Consider the following 17,836-nt stretch of genomic DNA (forward strand, 5'->3'; position numbering starts at 1 on the left):
CAGCAATCATCATAGCATGAATACAGGGAAAAAGCGAGGGAACAGCAGACAGATGTATTCTTCTGTCTGTGCAAATAGTTGCAAAATAAAACAGTTGACAAAAACAACTAAAAGGATTATTCTCTGTCGCATAAAGGAGGCGGGAAGAATGAATCAGGTGAAACAGCTGCGGGAATATACCAGGGAACTGGAATGTCATCTGGCAAACATGAATCAATCAGACTGCTGCCAGTGCGGTGTGAATACGTCCCAGTGCTTCCTGCTGGTAGAGATTGGCCGAAAACCCGGCATCTGTGTCAAGGATCTGGCTGAGGCTCTGAGGCTGGACAAAAGCGGCATCAGCCGAAGCGTGGAGGAACTGGTTCAGAAAGGTTATGTGAACCGGGAACCGTCGAGGGAAGACAGACGGAGCGTTGTGCTGTCCCTGACAGACAGCGGCAGGGAGCGGTTTGACAGGATTGAGAACGACATGGATATGAAGTTCCGGAAGGTTCTGTCCGGTATTGAAACGGAAAAGCGGGAACAGGTTCTGGAGGCGCTGAGACTCTATAACGAAGCCTGCAGGAAAGCGGAGTGCAAATGCGAATGATACGTCAGGAAAAAGCAGTTGAGTATTTCAACAGGGGGTTTCACTGCTCACAGGCCGTTCTGGCTGCCTATGCGGATCAGTGCGGCCTGACAGAGGAAAAGGCGCTGAAGCTGGGCGCCTGTTTCGGAAGCGGAATGAGAAAAGGTGAGGTATGCGGTGCCTGTACCGGTGCGCTGATGGTGCTGGGTATCTTATACGGATACGATGACCCGGAAAATCAAAAAAGCAAGCAGACAGCGGACGAGATGAACGACAGGATGATGGACGGATTTGCCCAAGCCTGCGGATCCTGCCTTTGTAAGGAAATCCTGGGGTATGATATATCCAAACCGGAAGAGAAACAGCAGGCCCGGGAAAAGAACCTGTTCAGGGAAGTATGCCCGCAGATGGTGAAGAACGCGGTCAATGTACTGGAAGATATTATCAGGGAGAGACGAGAAAATGGATAACAAACTGACAATCCGGGACGTCCGGACAGAAGACGCGGAAAGACTTGTTGAGATTTATGCCCATTACGTTCAGAATACGGCAGTTTCCTTTGAATACGAAGTGCCGACTGTGGAAGAATTCGCAAACAGAATACAGAAGATCAGCGCAAAGTATCCTTATGTGGTCTGCCTGGATCAGGATAAAGTGATCGGCTATGCGTATGCCGGCCGGTACAGCCCCAGGGAAGCCTATAACTGGACGGTGACCACCTCCATCTATATTGACAAGGATCATCACCGGAAGGGCGCCGGCACTTTACTCTATGCTGCACTGGAAGAAAAACTGCGGGAACGGGGAATTGTCAATCTGCTGGCTGGAATTGCATATGTGGAAGAAGAGGATGAATACCTGACACATGACAGTGTGTATTTCCATCAAAAGATGGGATATGTTCAGGTGGCTCGGATGATGACCGTCGGCAAGAAATATGACAGATGGTATGACCTGCTCTGGCTGCAGAAAAAGCTGTAAAGCAGCAAAAACCATGCAAAAACCCGCTTGGGGAGAAAGATTCCCAACCGGGTTTGTTTTATCGGTATATATTTACTTTTTGCCGGAGAACCGGGTCATAGGTTCACCCCATGCACCGAGGTCTGTTCCTTTCCAGCTGAAGTAGCGGCTGCAGGTGGTTTTGACAGGCGCAATCGAATTCAGCTTATCCAGGGAAGTGCCCTTACCGTTCGCCAGCGTTTCATCCTGCAGTACGTTGCGGATGCTGCACAGCATGACCTCGCCGTCATCCTGCTGAATAAAGTCCTTGACTTCCAGTTCAAAGACAACGGGGGAAACGGCCAGAACCGGTACTGGCAGTACGCTGCCTTTTTCAATTTCAATATCCAGGTTCATTTTTTCCGGGTTATGTCCGTCTGTACATCCCAGATAATCCGCCAGGGGGAGCATTTCTTCCGTAACCAGATTGGCTGAAAACACCTTCTGCCGGTGAATGTTATCCTTTGTCAGCTTGCTGCCGCCGATGCAGGCCATCACACCCAGTTGCGTGTCCCAGGTATAGCTGAACCAGCAGAAAAGGCCGAAATCGGCTTTGCCGTTTTCATCATAGGTTCCGTAGAGGAAAAGCGTCTGGGGACAGTAATCGTTCGTAGGAGATAAACTGATTTTACTCATGGTTGTTTCCTTTCTGAGTTATTCGCTCAAGGGAGATTTGTCATTTCTGTCTGCTTCGCGTACGTTGTCCAGCACCCGGAGCAGCATGCCTTCAAAGGAGGTGATCTCTTCGTCCTCAAACCCCCGGAAGTAGATGCCGGTCATCTCTTCCGACACAGCAGCATACTGTTCTTTGCACTGCTGTGCTTTCGGACCGAGGAAGATTCGAACCACACGCCGGTCTTCCGTGGAACGGACGCGCTTTACCAGACCGGCGTTCTCCATCCGGTCCAGCATGCTTGTCAGCGTACTGTTGGCCAATCCAGTCCGCTGGCCGATCTCATGCGCGGAAAGACCGTCCTGCTGCCAGAGTGCGTCCAGGATTTTTCCCTGCGGGCCGTTAAAGGTATCCGCACCGGAAGCATCCAGCAGCTTTTCAAATACACGGCCGCCGATCAGGCGGATCTGGGCGATATAATCACCGCTGCGTGATATTCTCATGGTTATCCTCCTTCCATGTAGAATATTACTATATAGAAATAATATCGTCAAGTCCTTTCTGAAAAAGAGAGATAAACTTTTGAAAAAACCGTTGACCCGAACACGGTGTCGCGGTTTACAGTGATTTCGGCGGAGAGAATTGAACGCTGTGATCCTCCGGCCGGAAGCATAAGAAAGGGAAAAGGTGAATGGTATGAGTCTCGAATTCAGGAAAGCAGGCACGTCAGACGTGCCGGTGCTGAACAGCCTGTCCAAACAGGCATTTGACACGGATGTTGAAGTCGGTGGCACTTCGACAGGAGGGCCTCCCGGATATATGTCCGTTCCGTTTCATATGAAGATGGCGAGGACAGGCCATCTGTATAAGCTTACGGAAAACGGCCTGATTATTGGCGGAGCTCTTCTGTTTCAGGATGGGGCGGAGCTGAATGTCGGCAGGATATTTATCAATCCGGAACACTTCCGCAAGGGATATGGGCTCCGGATGATGGAAGCTATTGAGGATATGTTCACAAATGTGAAGGTATTTACGCTGGATACGCCTGTATGGAACATCCGGACCAATGCTTTTTATACAAAGCTGGGCTATACGGAAGTGAGGCGCGACGGAGACTTTATCTATTATGCCAAACGGCGGTAAACTGAAGCATATGAAAGAAGACCCGGATTTTGATCCGGGTCTTTCCATATCAGCCTGTGGTCAGCAGATGAGCCGAAGCTCTTCCATGTTGTTTTCAAAAACGCCTGTTTTCCGGAAACCAACAGATTCATACAGTTTTTTCGCGTTGACGTTGCCGGGAATGACGCCGGTGTAGATTTCCTGCGCATGGAAACGTTCCTTCAGGAATGCGATACCGAGTTCCAGCGCTTTTCGCCCATAGCCTTTATGCTGATGTTTCCGGTCGATCAGCAGTTTCCATAGGGTGTAGTACTGCTTGGTTTCATAATAACCCATCATGATGAAGCCGACGATTTCCTGATCACTGTAAACCGCGAAAGGGAAGGCAGTCTCCTGATAAACATAGGCCTGAGCCAGGGATTCCGCGGTGGTGGAAACATAGCCGGTCTGGTCATCGTTGATTTTCAGACTGAGCACTTCATCCAGATTGTCCTGTGTGACAGGTTTGATCTGTACCATCTGTTCCTCCGAAAAAATGTATATTCGTTACCTGAGTGTACCGCCATGGAAGGTGCATTCATATACCTTTATTTCGCCCCGGTAGATTTCCTCATATCCCTGGAACCAGGTAAAATCACCCGTTACCTTGCAGCGGTAGGTATATTCTCCGGCCTGATAGTATTCCGGCCCCCGGTAGGGCATTTTCCGGTCGGCATGACGAAGAGCTTCCTTCAGGAAATTCCCGCTGAAGCTGTCATCCAGCACCCTGCCCATATAGTTCATTGCATACACAGCGGTTCCATCGTGCCAAACGGCTTCTTCCCCGGCAAACTGTTCTCCGCCGACGTATGTGTCGTGATACAGATAACGGCCGTTTTCATACCTGAAATCGTGGGATTGGGGACGGGTGGAATCCACCTCGTTCTGAAACGCGGCATAGGTGTTCACGTTGGCTTCCAGCCGGAATGCAATCAGCTCTTCCATGTCGGAGTCCTGTTTCGCAGCAGGGCGGACAGCACAGTCCTGATCCTTTACCAGGTAATCCACGCTGACGTTGAGCAGATTGCTGATCTGGATCAGGTTGAAGATGTCCGGATAGACCTGTCCGGCTTCCCATTTGGCAACTGCCTGCCTGGAGACTCCTGTTTTTTCCGCCAGTTCTTCCTGCGTCAGGCCTTTATTTTTCCTGAGCAGCTGCAGTTTTTCAGAAAAGATCATTTTCATCACCTCGGGAACAGGGTAACAGGTTTAGCGTTGCTTTCACATCAATCAACAGTAGCAATTTTGCTGCTTCGGCTATACAAAATGTGAATCTGATCATTACAGTTCTTTTGACAGAAGCCAGAAACCTTCGTCAGGAGCCGGATTCATGCTTTCGTCCATGGCGCAGGGATCTGAATAGCAGTCCTTGATTTTTACGGTAAACCCAAGCCGGTGATACAGCCTGATGTTCTGTTCCTCTTCCGGACCGACACCGATGGTGACACGCCGGAAACCGGCGGATTTCAGATCAGCGACGACGGTTTTCATCAGTTTGCTGCCGAGCCCCTGACCACGGTATTCCTTCCGGATCCTGAATGCACACAGATAAGCAGTGGAGCTCCCATCTGCGAAATCATGATCCGCTTCTATATTCCGGAAAGCATACAGCTCCCCGATCAGCTCTCCCTCATGCTCCAGCGTCCAGAAATCAGCATTTCCGGAGCTGATATTCTGATAGAAGAACCGGGCTGTAGGCGAGGCTGCATTCACGTCCAGATAATCCCATAGCTTCAGCATTTCTTCACCGGAAGCTTTTCTGATTAACATATTTTCCCTCGCTTAAAAGTAATGCTCCATCAGACGGTCCACCCACTCGGGAACGACAGCCTCTTTTCTGTCATAGACGGGATAATAGGGCTTGATATCCAGAACCGGGGTACCATTGACAGCGTCAAGGCCCTTCACGGTAAGCGTACGGTCCGAGACAGAGACGATTTCGACAGACGTCATCCCGATGTGGTTAGGCCTGTCTTTTGCCCTTTGGGAGAAAATGCCCACCTTGGGCATATCTTCCCGGTTCTGCGGACGTCTCTGCAGATGCTTTTCCTTCACATACTGCGCCTGATCCAGATAATACAGGATAATCGCATGGGAGAATTGTTCCAGTCCGGACAGGCCGCCTGCATATTGTTCCTCAAGCGTTATGGATGAGACGTTTTCGCCCCAGGCAGTATCCTTTTTCTCCGAAACGGCGTTTTCCACCCGGCCGATGGGCATCATTTCAATTGATTTCATTTTGTCAGATTCCTTGCTTTATTCTTTTCCTGTGCTGAAGGCAATGCAGTCCAGAATATACCGGATGAGCAGGTCTCCGTAATTCGCATTTCCCCATTGCCAGGAAGGGTCGTTTTCACTGAGCGGATGCTTGTCGGAAACCATCAGGGCAACAGCGTTCCGGATTCCATACAGGTTGCACAGGTTAACCAGCGCGGAGGCTTCCATGTCCACAGCTGCACAGCCGATGTCGCGCCAGAACTGTTCCTTGCCGTAGGTCTGCCGGTAAACCGCGTCGGTGGTTACGGTTGGCTCCCGAAATACCCGAAAGCCTTTTTCCTGAAAGAAGGAAGCGAGCGTATCGAAAGGGAAGGGAGGGGTGACCTGCGCAAAGCCGGGATCCTCCAGATAATGCCGGGAGGTCCCTTCCTCACTCCATACTTTATCGGGAAGGATGATATCCCCTACGGACAGATGACCTGCAAAGCCACCGCACAGCCCCACCAGGAGCACTTCCTTCACGCCAAGAACGTGCAGCGTTTCAACGGTGCAGGCAATCTGCGGTGCCGCATAGCCTCCGTGGAGAAAACAAACATCGTTATGTCCCTCTATTCCAAGCACCTCGGAGTGGGTGATGAATCCGGGCAGCTTCTCCATGAGCTGTTGACAGGAATAATGCTCCTTCAGTACCGGCAGGCCTTTTCCCAGACAAAAAACAACCGCCCTGGCAGGGAGCACAGGAATTTTCATGCCGGGGTATTTGCTATCAATCTGTTTTCCGGGACTGAGAATGGGTTCCCCGGGGGTATACCATGACATGATTTTCACTCCCTTCCGGTAAATGATCAGGTGTCCTGCCGCAGGACCTCAATATAGTAGTCCAGCAGTTCAAAAATCCAGTCATGAAGCCGGGAAAAACGGAAGCCCAGCGACGCAGCCAGATCCGTGTTAATGCTGTATTCCGGTTCCCCGTTATAGGGTGCCGCGTCACCGCCGGCGTTCAGAACTGCCTTTTTCCCGGTCTTTTGTTCAACATAATCCAGAATCTCCCGGATGGAGATTGTGCCTTCCGAACAGCCGTTGACGACACCCCTGAATGGCTTTTCAGCCAGGAATGCCATGAATTTTCCGGCCTCATCGGAACGGATAAAACCCATCCGGCAGTCCAGGTTGTCGACATACATGGGGATGGATTTCATGACGTGCTCAATATAGAACAGCAGCCGCTTTGTATAATCATCTTTCCCGATGACGAAAGGATAGCGCACGGCAATCCAGTTCCGATCCGGATACTTCTGCCACAGGGCGCATTCCGCCTGCCGCTTGATCTCGTCATAGGGGAAATCCGGCCGGCTGCACCAGATCAGTTCCTTTGCGGTTCCGTCAAAATCAGATTCCACTGTGTTGATATGCTTCGGATTATACACGGCGGTGGTGGACATGTGGATGTACCGGCCGAAGTCCGCTGCTTCCATGAGGGATCGTATATCATTGGAACAGTAGGCCAGTTTGTCGATAATGACGTCGAAGTGACGGCCTGACAATGTGCTTCGGAGGCTTTGGGCATCGATCCTGTCAAGGGTGAGCCGTTTTACCCTGCTGCCGAAACTGTCAGCAGACAGGCCGCGTGTTGCGATCGTGACCTCGTGTCCGGAATTCAGAAGCTCCTCAACCATGGGAATGCCGAAGAACCTCGTACCACCGATTACCAGAACGTTCATTTCGCTGTCTCCGTTGCGCAAAGAATCAGATTCCGGGATGAATTATTCGCCATAAAGCAGATCCTGGATGATGAAATCACGGGACAGGGGAGTCCAGTGGCCGGGAAGGCAGATTTCAGGATTCACCTGACGTATGGTTTCCGCCAGCTTGTTGGCCAGTTCCTGATCCACCTCCCAGCCGGGGAATGCACCGCCGGTGCAGTCGCCCATAATCAGGAGCTTGTCTCCGGGTACTTCAACCAGGGTGGAGTCGTCTGTGTGAGGCGCTTCCGCCTGGAAAATCCGGACAGGACAGTTGCCGGGATCCAGCGTCATTTCACCACTGAAAACCATGTCAGGAAGGGTTACAATGACCGGCTTGTTACCCGCGTATTCACGCTGGATCGATTCATGCATGGCGAGAAAGAAAGCCGGGCCTTCCTTGGCCAGGCGGTCACGGATATCCCGCAGGTACTGTGTTGTCCGTTCGTTGGCCAGGGTGAGCCCGTGAACCGCATGCATGGCGAAAGTATGATCCCAGTGCCAGTGCGTCAGCACGGTGAGTTGCGGTAGGGGAAGGCCGGCTTCTTCCAGCTCCCGGTAAAACTCCCGGATATGTTCTTCAGAGTGACCGGCATCCACTGCCAGGCTCCAGCGGTCTCCGCGGATATAGCTGAGATTCGGGCGGTCCCTTTCCTCTTCAAAGGGGTATACCCAGACCCGTTCTGTAAGTTGATTCAGTCTCATATTCAGTTATTCTCCTTAAGTTCTGTTTCAAATAAAGCGTCGGGGGATAATTACGGCTTCCAGTTCCGGATGCATAGCCAGGGCATTTTTGACGTCGATCGTGTAGTCAACGACCGTGCAGTGGGCGTTCATGTCGTCGTAGTATTCACGGATTCGTTTTCCGCCCATGGCCTCCATTGTCTTCCAGGAGGCGGGATTGTCCAGATCGGCATCCATAAAGACGCTGTCGATTCCGAAATAATCGCAGGCCTTCAGCCCCAGATACAGGTTGATATTATTGTATCCTTTGCCACGCTCGGTGGGCCTGATGCTGTATCCGATATTGCCGCCGTAGTGCTTCAGCTTTTCATTCAGGGCAAGACGGATGTTGATCATGCCGACGATCCGCTGATCGCTTTCCCGGACCAGGAAATAGGTTCGGCCAGGCACTTTTTCCTCGTTCGGTACCCGGTTATAATCCAGATTCAGTTTTTCCAGCCAGCCTTCATAATTATCGAGGAAGCGGTTCAGTCCTCCGGTTCCGTTGATTTCTGAATTGTACTGATAGAATTCATTGATATAGTCAATGGCGGCCTCTTTTCGTTCCGGGCCGGGTATTTCAAAATAAAAACGTTCCATACGCTTACTGACTCCTGTATCGTTATGTATTAAACATTGTAAGGTAAATGCTGAGCACCGTCCAGGCGGAAAGGGAATAGAAGTTTCCGTGTTTATCCTTTCCGGTCCGGAAAATTTCCTGCGCCTGTTCCCGGTCCAACAGCTCAAAACCGTCGAACAGTTCGGAACCTTCCGCCCCGCTCTGGTTCAGGTCATCCAGGTTGTCCAGGGTGATCTCCGCACACAGGAAAGCGTTGCTTTCATCGGTCATACCGGGGGTGGAGAAGGCACAGGGATTCAGGACGTAAACCCGGTCGCTGTCCTTCACTGTCAGGCCGGTTTCTTCTTTGATCTCCCTGATCGCGGCTTTCACCAGCGGATCGTCACTTTGCCTGTCTTCCGGATCCAGCAATCCGGCTACCGGGCTCAGCAGGAATTGTCCGATGGGATAGCGGTACTCATAGGACATGAGCAGGCGCGTCTGATTTCCCGGCAGGTGCAGCACAACGGCGATTGTAACCGCGTCCGGGAGCATTGCACGGAAAGCGTCATCCGGAAGCTTTGCGACAAGATCCTCCGGTTTTCGCCGGGACACGGAGAAATAATGCCGGTTTTCCGCGTACTGATGATCGTACATCCGCAGGAACCGTGCGTCATACAGCGTCTCAACATGATTCTTATTCACTTTGCTGTTCATGATCATCACCTCATATCGTGTCAGCGGGGGATTTATGTGTCGTGGCGGGGATAACTGAGTTCGTCACTCCATGATTTGATTTCATCAAAGAAGCCGTTCACAGCCATGAGACCGTAATGCCACAGGAAGGCACGGTCCCGTTCACAGATTTCGTCGAGCTTCATCCAGAGTACTTCCTTCAGCGGCGGATTGTCCACCGGCTCCTCCGGGTCATATCCTGTAATGGGTTCCTGATCCGCGGGAACACTGACTTCAAAAGAGTATTCCGCGCTGCCGCCGGATTTGTACTGGACAGCCAGCGGCCGGAGAATGGTACCGTCCAGTCCGCATTCTTCCTTCAGTTCGCGGAGGGCTGCCTGTTCCGGTGTTTCATTATGCTCTATGCCGCCGCCGGGCAGGGTGAAGAATTCATGACCGAAATAGAATACCCGTTCCATCAGGATTTTCCCTTCACGGACGACAACCGCTACGCTGCGGCTGCGCTGGTAAACATATTCCGTTTCCTTATCAGTAACGGCGCAGGCCTGCGGCATATGCTGATCAAAGTATGCCCGTATTTCTGCAGCGGTATCAGCCACCTTGCTCCAGACGGTTTCATCCGCATGATCAACGGCATACCGGGAGACTTCCCTGAGATGCTGAATGCCGCTGCCGAATTGTTCCCTGATCCATTTGTGCGCGGGGAAGATCCAGATATGGAAGTGATGCGAACGCTCTTCCTGTACCAGGGTGATCTCATCTGCGATATGAAGCTCCTTCAGGGCTTTTGCCGCGCAGGAAAGGATATCGCCGATCTCGGATCTTTCGCCCTTTGCCAGTTCGGCAAAAGACTGAATATGCCGCTTCGCGGTAATGATCAGGAAACCGGGAATCGGGATCTGAGGATCCGCAGCCAGGACGACAGAACGGCCGTTATGGATGATTCCACCCGGAAGCTTTACTTTTCCGTCTACGATATCACAGCCAATGCACCCGGGATCCGGACTGACAGAGGGGGAACAGCCAACGGGTTTGTTTTCCATACAGATCACCTCGGATCCACTGCGTTTTTCAAATACAAGATTACAGGAGACGGACGGATTCCACAATAGTATATCCGTTTTCTTCGACCCTTGAGAATTCAATCTGTTCAATATGAGCTTCAAAGGGGGCAAAGTGCTTTCGCATTTCATTGCAAAGTGTGTTCAGATCCGCGGCTGGATCGCAAAGCAGTGTGGTGTGGGGATACCAGGTTTCTCCACGAGTCCAGCGATCCAGGTGCTCACCGAAAGCCATTTCGATTCTGTTGTGAAGGGAACTCAAAGGTTCTGAAGACGCCGGCACAGCAACGAGGATGGAGGTTTCAGAAAGGACCTCCAGCTTTTCATAGCGGACAGAAAACGAATGGGCATCCCGGAGCATTTTCCTGCAGGCTGTAATAAATGCTTCTGTATCCTCCGGAAGATACGTGGCAAGGGTGATATGCGCATAAAGCGGGGAAGAAAAACGAACCTGAGGCATGGCGGTTTCACGCAGCCTGCTGAGCTTGTCATTTACATCAGGAGACAGTTTCGCGATGACACAGAGCATTTTGTCAACCTCCGTTATATCGATCACTGCAGTTCCGGTTTCTTACTGCCTGGCGCGATCACAATTCCCTGGTTTCAGAACCTTTTTGCAAAGGCGACATTACCGATCTGCTCGGTAAAACCGTTATGCTGATAAAAGGTATAGGCAGGGACATCCTTATCTGTCAGCAGGAAAATCTGGCATATTCCTTTTTCCGACAGATAAGCCTCAATCGCTTTCATGAAGGCGGTGCCGATTCCTTTTCCCTGTGAGTGCCTGTCGACGCAGAACTCATTGATGACGTATTCCGTTCCGGAATACCAGTGTTTGATATAGCCCATGGATAAACCCATAATCCGGTCACCGTCAAAATAACCAAGGGTAAGGGAATAGGACTGGCCTGTCAGATCGGTAATGTAGGCATCAAGCTGCTTCCGGTCACTCCAGTCATCATTCCAGGGCTCGTTGGTGAAAACGTCGGTAAACAGGTCGGTGATCATCTTCCGATCTTCAAGAGATAATACTTTCAGTTCCATTTTTTTACTCCAATTGACTCAAAAAAGGGGCGTTCCGGTCCTTGTCCGAAAGAACCGGATCTTCACAGGGAAGCACCAGACGGATCGTGGGATCCCGGAAGCTGATGACCGCTGCATGTCCACGGACAAACTCCCTGTCGGCGGCAAAGTACTGAATGGTGTTTTCTTCCAGGGAAAGGAAGGCATGGCCGAAACCTGCCGGAATGTATACTATGGCGGGATTCGCAGCATCCAGTTCCAGGGATTGCCATTGCATATAGGTGGGAGAGTCCTTTCTTAGGTCTACCACATAGTCCAGTCCTTTTCCCTGCAGGACGGAGACGAGCTTCGCCTGCGGATAAGGCTCCTCCTGGTAATGAATGCCGAAGAAGGTATGGCGTGCAGGCATGGTATAAATACGCTGCACTTTCCAGTCTGCCTGTGGAACGGTTTCCCGTAGCTGATCCGGAGACAGGTCCGTCATTGTTCCGCAGACATCTGTCCGGACAGCGGGCTCGAGTACCAGAACTTCATCAAACAGGCGCTGCCTGATTTTCATTTTTTTATCCTCTTTTTTCAGCCTTGGGGCTGGTTCTTATATACGATCCTGCGGTCTTCCGGCTGATAGGGATGCGCTTTGCTGATTTGGCCGAACCATTCATAATCAATATCGTTTTCAGTGTTTCCGGTTTCCAGATCTTTCAGCGCAGACAACATTGTATCAAACAGCTCAATGCCGCAGGGAGCCTGGCAATGTCCATGCAGGATCGTATCAAACTGATCCCGCAGGGGAAGCAACCGTTCCATACTTTCAATCTGCGTCCGGACAGGCAGGGATTCTTCCAGCTGCAGCCAAAGATGCTGAACCATACCGTCTCCGGCGAAAAGAATGCGGTCCTTCCGGTCCAGAAGTACGATTTCACCCGCCGTGTGACCCGGAAAATGAATGGCTTCCAATTCCACTCCGCCCAGATCGAAAACCTGCCCGTCCTCAATATTCTCAAAGGGCGGGAACTTGATGCCAAACTGCTTCATGGCAGCCTGCATCTCAGGATGGTTGATCGACTCCTCAGCCAGGGGCAGATCCGCCAGGTTCATATAAGCCTTGTCAAAAGCCCAGTTTCCGCCCATATGGTCTCCGTGGCCATGGGTGTTGATGCAGATCAGGGGAAGGGGAGTCAGGGCTTCCGCGACTGCGCGGATATTACTCATACCGAGGGAAGTATCGATGACAGCTGCCTGCTTTGCTCCGGCAACCACATAGCAGGTGGCTGCGTGATTATCGTCCAGCAGCCATACATGGTCATTAATCGGGATGACATTGGGGATTCTCAGTTCGGGCATGGTTTTATCCTCCTGTTATCTGAATATATCTATCCTGAAGGATTCGGCAATCCGAAAGGTCTGTTCTGTTCCAGTGCGCTTAGCCGGAAACTGCATGGAATCGTGATAAACGGGCAACTGAACACAGCGCAAAGTTGATTGTACAATAGCAGTTCAGGCCAAAGCTGTCAATGTCGGACGGGAAAAGCCGGTATGATGTATAAAAAGAAGGAATATTATGATGTACATACAATAATTAATGATAAACGTTAAAAATATATTGACAAACATATAAACGATGTATAGTATTATAACTGTAAGCAACCGGTAAAGGTTTCGTTGAGAGCAGCAGATAAGGAGCAATATGGAGGAACAGCGATGGATACAACGGATGTAATGGAAAGAACACTGGCACAGGAAAAGGGCCGGTTTGATAAGTTCTGTAAGCTCATGCACGTTTTCAGTACACTGATGTGGATCCTGTTAACGATCGGGGCAGTTTTCTGCCTGATTGTATCTATCGTCCAGGAGGTACAGTACGAGAATAACGGGGGAGAAGCCAGAATGCCGGAAACACTGATATCAGTGTTTTATGTGTTCCTGGTGATGGGCGGAATCGGCCTTTTGTGGAATTCAGCACGACACATTTTCCGCCGGTTGAGGACTGCGGAGACTCCTTTCTGCTATGACATTGCGGACAAAATCAAGGGGACGGGATTCCTTGCGATCCTGCTCGGTATAATGAGCTTTGTTTACAGGATGATTGTTGAACTGCTTGCCAGGAACGGGGTTATCAAACATTTTGTGAAATCGGATGGCTTTGTGGACATAGGATACCCGTTCATCTATTCCGTCATCATCCTGGGAGTGGTACTGATGATGATAGCCTATGTTTTCAACTACGGATGCAAGCTCCAGCAGGAATCGGACGAAACACTGTGAGGACGGTGAGCGTATGATCATTTTACGTCTGGACAGGGTAATGGCGGACAGAAAGATGTCTCTGAATGAGTTGTCGGAAAAAGTTGGCGTGGCAAACGTCAATCTTTCAAAGATGAAGACAGGAAAGATCAGCGCGGTGCGGTTTTCGACGCTGAATGAGATCTGCAGGGTGCTGCATTGCCAGCCGGGAGACATACTGGAATATGCCGAAGATGAAGAGGGCTGAAACGCGAGCGTTTGCCCTCTTTTTCGGCATATTCCAGCAATGAACAATTATATATACTCTGATTCTGATTCGTGCACAATAGCCTGAGAAGAGGTTTGACAAGCTGCGGGGTCCGGTGGTAGGATACAGATAACGATTGATGAGAGGGGCGGGAAGATGCGCAAGTAACGGATTTTGATGTCAGGAAAGCCGCTGTATGAGCGGCCTATTTCGGGCGTCAAAATACCGGAGCGCAGCTTCCGGCTTTTTTTCGTGCCGATCTGTTTCCGGTTTGACGCCTCACCGGAGGTGTATCTATATGTTAACAGTTCGCAATTTATCCATTCTGCACAACAAAGATTTACGGCCGCTGATCAAGGATCTGTCCTTTACGCTGTCCGGAAATGACCGCCTTGCCGTGATCGGCGAGGAAGGCAACGGCAAGTCAGCATTACTGCAGGCGATTGTCTGTCCGGAAAAACTGAGCCAGTGGGCTGAAATCAGCGGAAGCATCCACTATTCCGGCGAAAAGCTCGGCTATCTGCCGCAGGAAGCGCCGTCGGAATGGAATGACGTGCCGGCATATACACTGTGCATGGGAACCCCGGCCTTTACAGATATGGATCCGGGTGACCTGGCAACATTGTGCCGGAACCTGTCCATGGATCAGGAACTCTGCTGGTCAGATACAAAATTCGGCCTGCTTTCCGGCGGGGAGAAGGTTCGGCTCCGCCTGTTGCTGCTTTTATGTGAACAGCCGACGATGCTGCTGCTGGACGAGCCGGGAAACGACCTGGATCTGGACGCTATCCTGGCACTGGAACGCTTCCTGCTGACCTGTAATCTGCCTGTGCTGTACGTCAGCCATGATGAAGGACTCCTGCAGGCGACCGCCACACAGGTGCTGCATCTGGAATCCCTGCACGGCCGGGCGGAACCGAGATGGACCTGGGACAGGGAACCTTATGAAACCTATGTCCGGAACCGGAGAAACCAGCTGGACCGGCAGGAACAGATCTGGAAAAGCGAGCAGCGGGAGCGGCAGATCCAGGAAGAAAAGTTCAACAAGATTGAGCAGGCTGTTGCCCATGCACAGGAGAATATTTCACGCCGGGATCCGCATGGCGGGAGACTACTGAAAAAGAAGATGAAGGCCGTCAAAAGCCTGGAGCACCGCTATGAACGGGAACAGGAAAACGCCACAGAAAAGCCGGCGGAAGAGTTTTCCATGTACGCGCTGTTTTCCGATATTCAGCCGATTCCGAAGGGAAGGGGTGTGCTGGATCTGAACATGGAACAGCTTTCCGCGGGAGAACGAAAGCTGGCATCGGACCTGCATCTTCAGATCCGCGGCTCAGAAAAGATCCTGATTATCGGCAGCAACGGCACGGGAAAAACAACCCTCCTGCGCCTGATCGAGGAAAAACTAAGGGAGGATTCAAGATTCCAAACAGCCCTGATGCCCCAGCATTATGAAGAAGGACTGGACTTTTCCCTGACGCCTGTGGAATTCCTGAATACGGACGGAAGCAAAGAACAGAAGACTTCCATTCGTGCGTCCCTGATTGCCATGAAGTTTTCACGGGATGAGCTGGATCATCCGATCCGATCTTTATCCGGCGGGCAGAAGGCGAAGGTGCTGCTGCTGAAACTGATGATGGCACATCCGGATGTGCTGCTGATGGATGAGCCTACCCGGAACCTGTCTCCGCTTTCGGCGCCAGTGATGCGGGACATGATCCGGAACTTTCCGGGCGCGGTGATCTGCGTGACGCATGACCGGCTGCTGATTGAAGACTGGCCGGGCCGGGTGCTCAGGCTTTCGGAAGCAGGACTGCTGACGGTGAACGGAACAATGAATGAAGGGGGGAACCGAATATGAAAAAGATCGCTGTATTGCTTTATCCTGATTTTTCCCTGCAGGAGATTACCTGCCTGACTTCCGTGCTGACGGTGTGGTTTGGTGAAAGCATTGATTTCATCGCCAGTGAGAACAAAGAGCTGAAAAGCGAAGAGGGCCTGCGGGTTCTGCCGACAAAGACTACGTCAGAGGCGAAAGCTTCAGACTATGATTGTGTGATTTTGCCTGGGACTGTCAATCCGCTTCCGGCACTGTTTGACGAGCGGATAATCAACTTCCTCCGGGAAGGCAGGGAATCAGATGCCCTGTTTGCTGCAATCTCATCCGCCCCGATCCTGCTTTCCAAGGCAGGGATCCTGAAAGGTAAAAAGTTTACTGCGGGCTATTTTATGCAGCTGGCGGAGACCTTCGATTTTGTTGAGAAGGAAAACTTCATCCATAAAGGAGTTGTGGAGGACGGAAACGTCATTACCGGTATCGGCATGTTCTTCCGGGAGTTTACGGAAGCAGTCCTCCGGAAGCTTGACTATGATATCGGAGAGGAATTTATGCGGGACCGGCCGGATGAGTATTCAGAAGAAGACCTGACATTCCGGTGGTCTGATGAAGACTATCGTGAATTCCTGGAAGAGCTGAAACCTTATACAGGTGAAGCATAAGGGGGGAACGTGGACAAAAGGACCCCAAAACGATACAATGAATCAAAGATTTACCGGAAGAAAGAAGAGGTAGGACGATGCGGAAAACAGCTGCTGCAATAACAGTGATTTTGCTGCTGATTGCAGCAGCTGTTTCTGCACATGCCGTGACCATTGAAGCAGGGCGAATCAGGCCGTTTGACGACAACATCCTGACGGTGACATCTGAAGACGGCGGAAGACTGACCATAGAGGCGGTCAGCGGGACCATTCCGCTGGAAAACCCGGTGACGGATCTGCCGGTTGAAGGCGGAACTGTGGAAATCCACTGGAACGCCCTGTCCTACAACGGGGAGCCGCTGACACCCGGCAGCATAACGCTGCGTGCACTGCTGGCCGGTAATGACCTTACGACGGAAGCGGCAGAGATCAGGCTGAAGGTGGATTCACCCAAACCGGCGGTATTCTGCTGCCTTCCGGTGACACAGACCTTTTACGCGAACGGAAAGACTGTGCTGAGAATTGAATGTGCCATATCCTGCAAAGGGACATATGAACTGCAGATTGCGCGGAAAGACAAACCGGACGAAGCGGTTTGGCATTACCGCACGGTATACAGCGGCCGTGGTGCACCGATGGTGATCAGCTGGGATGGCAAGGGGAAGAATCACAAAGTCTGTTCTCCGGGGGAATACATCATTTCCGCCTGGGCTGCCAACAACAGTGAATACGTGCAGACGGCCGAGATTGCCCTGATTCCGGAACCGCTGCCCGAACCGGAACTGACGGCAACAGGCAGCCTGATCCCGGAGAATTTGTCCGATGACGCTGCTGTCTGGGAGGCACTGATGGCTCCTGTGGCTGTTGGAGACGGACCCGAGGGTAAAGGCCTGAAGATCATGAACGCAAAGGCAGGCAAGGAGTGTATCGGTACCGTGTCCTGCCGGACTGTAGGCCTGGCAGTGCTGGAACTGTATGATGACGGATGGGCCAAAATCGGGGCATGGCGCCAGATGGACGGCGCTTATATTGAAGGATATGTGAAGACCAGCAAACTCCGGATGGTCCGGCCGAACACCCGCTACGGCGCAGTGGTGGATAAAAAGAAACAAACCCTGACGGTTTATGAGAACGGGAAAAAGCTGGGAACTGCCATGGTTTCCACCGGATTTACGACGGCGGAGGACAGGACATCTGATACCCACAGCGGCATTTACCTGCTGGGAACAAGGATGGACGGCTTTGGAACAGACGGACACACCTATGCATATCCCATCCGGATGGAACGGCTGAACCTGATCCATCAGATGGGATATGAGATGAAGAATGGCGAACGTGATTTCAGCGCGGAAATGGAGACGCTCGGCACCATGGCCAGTCATGGATGCGTACGGGTTGATGCCCGGATTACAGAAGAAAATAACGGCATTAATGCCTGGTGGATCTGGACGCATATGGGTCATGACTCCAAGATCATTGTAACGCCTGAGGACTGAAGCAACCCT

At 51.5% G+C, this 17,836-nt stretch carries 25 protein-coding genes; 9 read left to right on the top strand and 16 right to left on the bottom strand.

The features are described from left to right. The first annotated feature begins 148 nt into the window (after positions 1-148). The 3 genes from JRC49_13675 to JRC49_13685 are packed head-to-tail and all read left to right on the top strand — an operon-like array spanning position 149 to position 1,549. A complete protein-coding gene (locus JRC49_13675) occupies positions 149-589 on the top strand; it encodes a MarR family transcriptional regulator (GenBank protein QTE70821.1) in 441 nt (146 codons plus the stop codon). Further along, entirely contained in the window at positions 586-1,038 is a 453-nt protein-coding gene (locus tag JRC49_13680) for a C_GCAxxG_C_C family protein (GenBank protein ID QTE70822.1), read from the top strand. The genes JRC49_13675 and JRC49_13680 overlap by 4 nt, the downstream gene beginning before the upstream one ends. Further along, on the top strand, positions 1,031-1,549 hold the full coding sequence (locus JRC49_13685) for an N-acetyltransferase (GenBank protein ID QTE70823.1): 519 nt from the start codon (positions 1,031-1,033) through the stop codon (positions 1,547-1,549). Before JRC49_13680 ends, JRC49_13685 begins: the two co-directional genes overlap by 8 nt. A gap of 72 nt (positions 1,550-1,621) precedes the next feature. On the opposite strand, the gene JRC49_13690 is transcribed toward JRC49_13685, so the two are convergent. Both JRC49_13690 and JRC49_13695 read right to left on the bottom strand, forming a co-directional pair. Continuing rightward, on the bottom strand, positions 1,622-2,203 hold the full coding sequence (locus JRC49_13690) for a flavin reductase (protein ID QTE70824.1): 582 nt from the start codon (positions 2,201-2,203) through the stop codon (positions 1,622-1,624). Between the two features lie 18 nt (positions 2,204-2,221). Beyond that, positions 2,222-2,683: a MarR family transcriptional regulator gene (locus JRC49_13695; protein ID QTE70825.1), complete on the bottom strand. Its 462-nt coding sequence runs from the start codon at positions 2,681-2,683 to the stop codon at positions 2,222-2,224. 193 nt (positions 2,684-2,876) lie between these two features. On the opposite strand from JRC49_13695, the gene JRC49_13700 reads away from it, so the two are divergent. Then, positions 2,877-3,323: a GNAT family N-acetyltransferase gene (locus JRC49_13700; protein QTE70826.1), complete on the top strand. Its 447-nt coding sequence runs from the start codon at positions 2,877-2,879 to the stop codon at positions 3,321-3,323. Positions 3,324-3,383: 60 nt separating this feature from the next. Here JRC49_13700 and JRC49_13705 read toward each other — a convergent pair whose 3' ends face one another. From JRC49_13705 to JRC49_13770, 14 genes are all read right to left on the bottom strand, one after another. Then, positions 3,384-3,821 (bottom strand): GNAT family N-acetyltransferase, encoded by a 438-nt coding sequence (locus JRC49_13705; GenBank protein QTE70827.1) that lies wholly within the window; start codon positions 3,819-3,821, stop codon positions 3,384-3,386. 27 nt (positions 3,822-3,848) lie between these two features. Beyond that, a complete protein-coding gene (locus JRC49_13710; protein ID QTE72890.1) occupies positions 3,849-4,520 on the bottom strand; it encodes a helix-turn-helix transcriptional regulator in 672 nt (223 codons plus the stop codon). 102 nt (positions 4,521-4,622) lie between these two features. Beyond that, entirely contained in the window at positions 4,623-5,111 is a 489-nt protein-coding gene (locus JRC49_13715) for a GNAT family N-acetyltransferase (protein ID QTE70828.1), read from the bottom strand. A gap of 12 nt (positions 5,112-5,123) precedes the next feature. Then, positions 5,124-5,579: a tRNA (N6-threonylcarbamoyladenosine(37)-N6)-methyltransferase TrmO gene (gene tsaA / locus JRC49_13720; protein QTE70829.1), complete on the bottom strand. Its 456-nt coding sequence runs from the start codon at positions 5,577-5,579 to the stop codon at positions 5,124-5,126. Positions 5,580-5,597: 18 nt separating this feature from the next. After that, positions 5,598-6,377: a nucleoside phosphorylase gene (locus tag JRC49_13725; GenBank protein ID QTE70830.1), complete on the bottom strand. Its 780-nt coding sequence runs from the start codon at positions 6,375-6,377 to the stop codon at positions 5,598-5,600. A 26-nt stretch (positions 6,378-6,403) separates the two neighbouring features. Beyond that, positions 6,404-7,279, bottom strand: coding sequence for an NAD-dependent epimerase/dehydratase family protein (locus JRC49_13730; protein ID QTE70831.1), 876 nt, complete (start codon positions 7,277-7,279; stop codon positions 6,404-6,406). A gap of 42 nt (positions 7,280-7,321) precedes the next feature. Next, positions 7,322-8,005 carry an MBL fold metallo-hydrolase gene (locus JRC49_13735; protein ID QTE70832.1) on the bottom strand — a complete coding sequence of 228 codons (684 nt, stop codon included), beginning with the start codon at positions 8,003-8,005 and terminating at the stop codon, positions 7,322-7,324. 27 nt (positions 8,006-8,032) lie between these two features. After that, positions 8,033-8,623 carry a GNAT family N-acetyltransferase gene (locus tag JRC49_13740; GenBank protein ID QTE70833.1) on the bottom strand — a complete coding sequence of 197 codons (591 nt, stop codon included), beginning with the start codon at positions 8,621-8,623 and terminating at the stop codon, positions 8,033-8,035. A 22-nt stretch (positions 8,624-8,645) separates the two neighbouring features. Further along, entirely contained in the window at positions 8,646-9,299 is a 654-nt protein-coding gene (locus JRC49_13745; protein ID QTE70834.1) for an NUDIX hydrolase, read from the bottom strand. A 32-nt stretch (positions 9,300-9,331) separates the two neighbouring features. Beyond that, positions 9,332-10,321: an NUDIX domain-containing protein gene (locus JRC49_13750; protein ID QTE70835.1), complete on the bottom strand. Its 990-nt coding sequence runs from the start codon at positions 10,319-10,321 to the stop codon at positions 9,332-9,334. Positions 10,322-10,361: 40 nt separating this feature from the next. Next, positions 10,362-10,868, bottom strand: a complete 507-nt coding sequence (locus JRC49_13755) for a 2'-5' RNA ligase family protein (GenBank protein ID QTE70836.1) — start codon at positions 10,866-10,868, stop codon at positions 10,362-10,364. A 74-nt stretch (positions 10,869-10,942) separates the two neighbouring features. Continuing rightward, on the bottom strand, positions 10,943-11,383 hold the full coding sequence (locus tag JRC49_13760; protein ID QTE70837.1) for a GNAT family N-acetyltransferase: 441 nt from the start codon (positions 11,381-11,383) through the stop codon (positions 10,943-10,945). 4 nt (positions 11,384-11,387) lie between these two features. Next, entirely contained in the window at positions 11,388-11,921 is a 534-nt protein-coding gene (locus JRC49_13765) for a dTDP-4-dehydrorhamnose 3,5-epimerase family protein (protein ID QTE70838.1), read from the bottom strand. A gap of 17 nt (positions 11,922-11,938) precedes the next feature. Further along, positions 11,939-12,706, bottom strand: coding sequence for an MBL fold metallo-hydrolase (locus tag JRC49_13770; protein ID QTE70839.1), 768 nt, complete (start codon positions 12,704-12,706; stop codon positions 11,939-11,941). A 357-nt stretch (positions 12,707-13,063) separates the two neighbouring features. On the opposite strand from JRC49_13770, the gene JRC49_13775 reads away from it, so the two are divergent. The 5 genes from JRC49_13775 (at position 13,064) to JRC49_13795 (ending at position 17,827) form a co-directional block, all read left to right on the top strand. Further along, positions 13,064-13,627 (top strand): DUF2975 domain-containing protein, encoded by a 564-nt coding sequence (locus tag JRC49_13775; protein ID QTE70840.1) that lies wholly within the window; start codon positions 13,064-13,066, stop codon positions 13,625-13,627. 13 nt (positions 13,628-13,640) lie between these two features. Then, a complete protein-coding gene (locus JRC49_13780; protein ID QTE70841.1) occupies positions 13,641-13,853 on the top strand; it encodes a helix-turn-helix transcriptional regulator in 213 nt (70 codons plus the stop codon). 298 nt (positions 13,854-14,151) lie between these two features. Beyond that, positions 14,152-15,714 (top strand): ABC-F family ATP-binding cassette domain-containing protein, encoded by a 1,563-nt coding sequence (locus JRC49_13785; protein ID QTE70842.1) that lies wholly within the window; start codon positions 14,152-14,154, stop codon positions 15,712-15,714. After that, on the top strand, positions 15,711-16,352 hold the full coding sequence (locus JRC49_13790) for a DJ-1/PfpI family protein (GenBank protein ID QTE70843.1): 642 nt from the start codon (positions 15,711-15,713) through the stop codon (positions 16,350-16,352). Before JRC49_13785 ends, JRC49_13790 begins: the two co-directional genes overlap by 4 nt. 77 nt (positions 16,353-16,429) lie before the next feature. Beyond that, a complete protein-coding gene (locus JRC49_13795; protein QTE70844.1) occupies positions 16,430-17,827 on the top strand; it encodes a L,D-transpeptidase in 1,398 nt (465 codons plus the stop codon). Positions 17,828-17,836 lie beyond the last annotated feature (9 nt).

It is taken from the genome of Clostridiales bacterium FE2011 (genome assembly GCA_017569305.1).
Taxonomy (GTDB): Bacteria; Bacillota; Clostridia; order Christensenellales; family Aristaeellaceae; genus Aristaeella.

What these genes read in the sequence shown, in the direction of transcription:
- JRC49_13675 (QTE70821.1), top strand. Translation starts at nt 149, where the DNA reads ATGAATCAGGTGAAACAGCTGCGGGAATATACCAGGGAACTGGAATGT.
- JRC49_13680 (QTE70822.1), top strand. Translation starts at nt 586, where the DNA reads ATGATACGTCAGGAAAAAGCAGTTGAGTATTTCAACAGGGGGTTTCAC.
- JRC49_13685 (QTE70823.1), top strand. Translation starts at nt 1,031, where the DNA reads ATGGATAACAAACTGACAATCCGGGACGTCCGGACAGAAGACGCGGAA.
- JRC49_13690 (QTE70824.1), bottom strand. Translation starts at nt 2,203, where the DNA reads ATGAGTAAAATCAGTTTATCTCCTACGAACGATTACTGTCCCCAGACG.
- JRC49_13695 (QTE70825.1), bottom strand. Translation starts at nt 2,683, where the DNA reads ATGAGAATATCACGCAGCGGTGATTATATCGCCCAGATCCGCCTGATC.
- JRC49_13700 (QTE70826.1), top strand. Translation starts at nt 2,877, where the DNA reads ATGAGTCTCGAATTCAGGAAAGCAGGCACGTCAGACGTGCCGGTGCTG.
- JRC49_13705 (QTE70827.1), bottom strand. Translation starts at nt 3,821, where the DNA reads ATGGTACAGATCAAACCTGTCACACAGGACAATCTGGATGAAGTGCTC.
- JRC49_13710 (QTE72890.1), bottom strand. Translation starts at nt 4,520, where the DNA reads ATGATCTTTTCTGAAAAACTGCAGCTGCTCAGGAAAAATAAAGGCCTG.
- JRC49_13715 (QTE70828.1), bottom strand. Translation starts at nt 5,111, where the DNA reads ATGTTAATCAGAAAAGCTTCCGGTGAAGAAATGCTGAAGCTATGGGAT.
- tsaA (QTE70829.1), bottom strand. Translation starts at nt 5,579, where the DNA reads ATGAAATCAATTGAAATGATGCCCATCGGCCGGGTGGAAAACGCCGTT.
- JRC49_13725 (QTE70830.1), bottom strand. Translation starts at nt 6,377, where the DNA reads ATGTCATGGTATACCCCCGGGGAACCCATTCTCAGTCCCGGAAAACAG.
- JRC49_13730 (QTE70831.1), bottom strand. Translation starts at nt 7,279, where the DNA reads ATGAACGTTCTGGTAATCGGTGGTACGAGGTTCTTCGGCATTCCCATG.
- JRC49_13735 (QTE70832.1), bottom strand. Translation starts at nt 8,005, where the DNA reads ATGAGACTGAATCAACTTACAGAACGGGTCTGGGTATACCCCTTTGAA.
- JRC49_13740 (QTE70833.1), bottom strand. Translation starts at nt 8,623, where the DNA reads ATGGAACGTTTTTATTTTGAAATACCCGGCCCGGAACGAAAAGAGGCC.
- JRC49_13745 (QTE70834.1), bottom strand. Translation starts at nt 9,299, where the DNA reads ATGAACAGCAAAGTGAATAAGAATCATGTTGAGACGCTGTATGACGCA.
- JRC49_13750 (QTE70835.1), bottom strand. Translation starts at nt 10,321, where the DNA reads ATGGAAAACAAACCCGTTGGCTGTTCCCCCTCTGTCAGTCCGGATCCC.
- JRC49_13755 (QTE70836.1), bottom strand. Translation starts at nt 10,868, where the DNA reads ATGCTCTGTGTCATCGCGAAACTGTCTCCTGATGTAAATGACAAGCTC.
- JRC49_13760 (QTE70837.1), bottom strand. Translation starts at nt 11,383, where the DNA reads ATGGAACTGAAAGTATTATCTCTTGAAGATCGGAAGATGATCACCGAC.
- JRC49_13765 (QTE70838.1), bottom strand. Translation starts at nt 11,921, where the DNA reads ATGAAAATCAGGCAGCGCCTGTTTGATGAAGTTCTGGTACTCGAGCCC.
- JRC49_13770 (QTE70839.1), bottom strand. Translation starts at nt 12,706, where the DNA reads ATGCCCGAACTGAGAATCCCCAATGTCATCCCGATTAATGACCATGTA.
- JRC49_13775 (QTE70840.1), top strand. Translation starts at nt 13,064, where the DNA reads ATGGATACAACGGATGTAATGGAAAGAACACTGGCACAGGAAAAGGGC.
- JRC49_13780 (QTE70841.1), top strand. Translation starts at nt 13,641, where the DNA reads ATGATCATTTTACGTCTGGACAGGGTAATGGCGGACAGAAAGATGTCT.
- JRC49_13785 (QTE70842.1), top strand. Translation starts at nt 14,152, where the DNA reads ATGTTAACAGTTCGCAATTTATCCATTCTGCACAACAAAGATTTACGG.
- JRC49_13790 (QTE70843.1), top strand. Translation starts at nt 15,711, where the DNA reads ATGAAAAAGATCGCTGTATTGCTTTATCCTGATTTTTCCCTGCAGGAG.
- JRC49_13795 (QTE70844.1), top strand. Translation starts at nt 16,430, where the DNA reads ATGCGGAAAACAGCTGCTGCAATAACAGTGATTTTGCTGCTGATTGCA.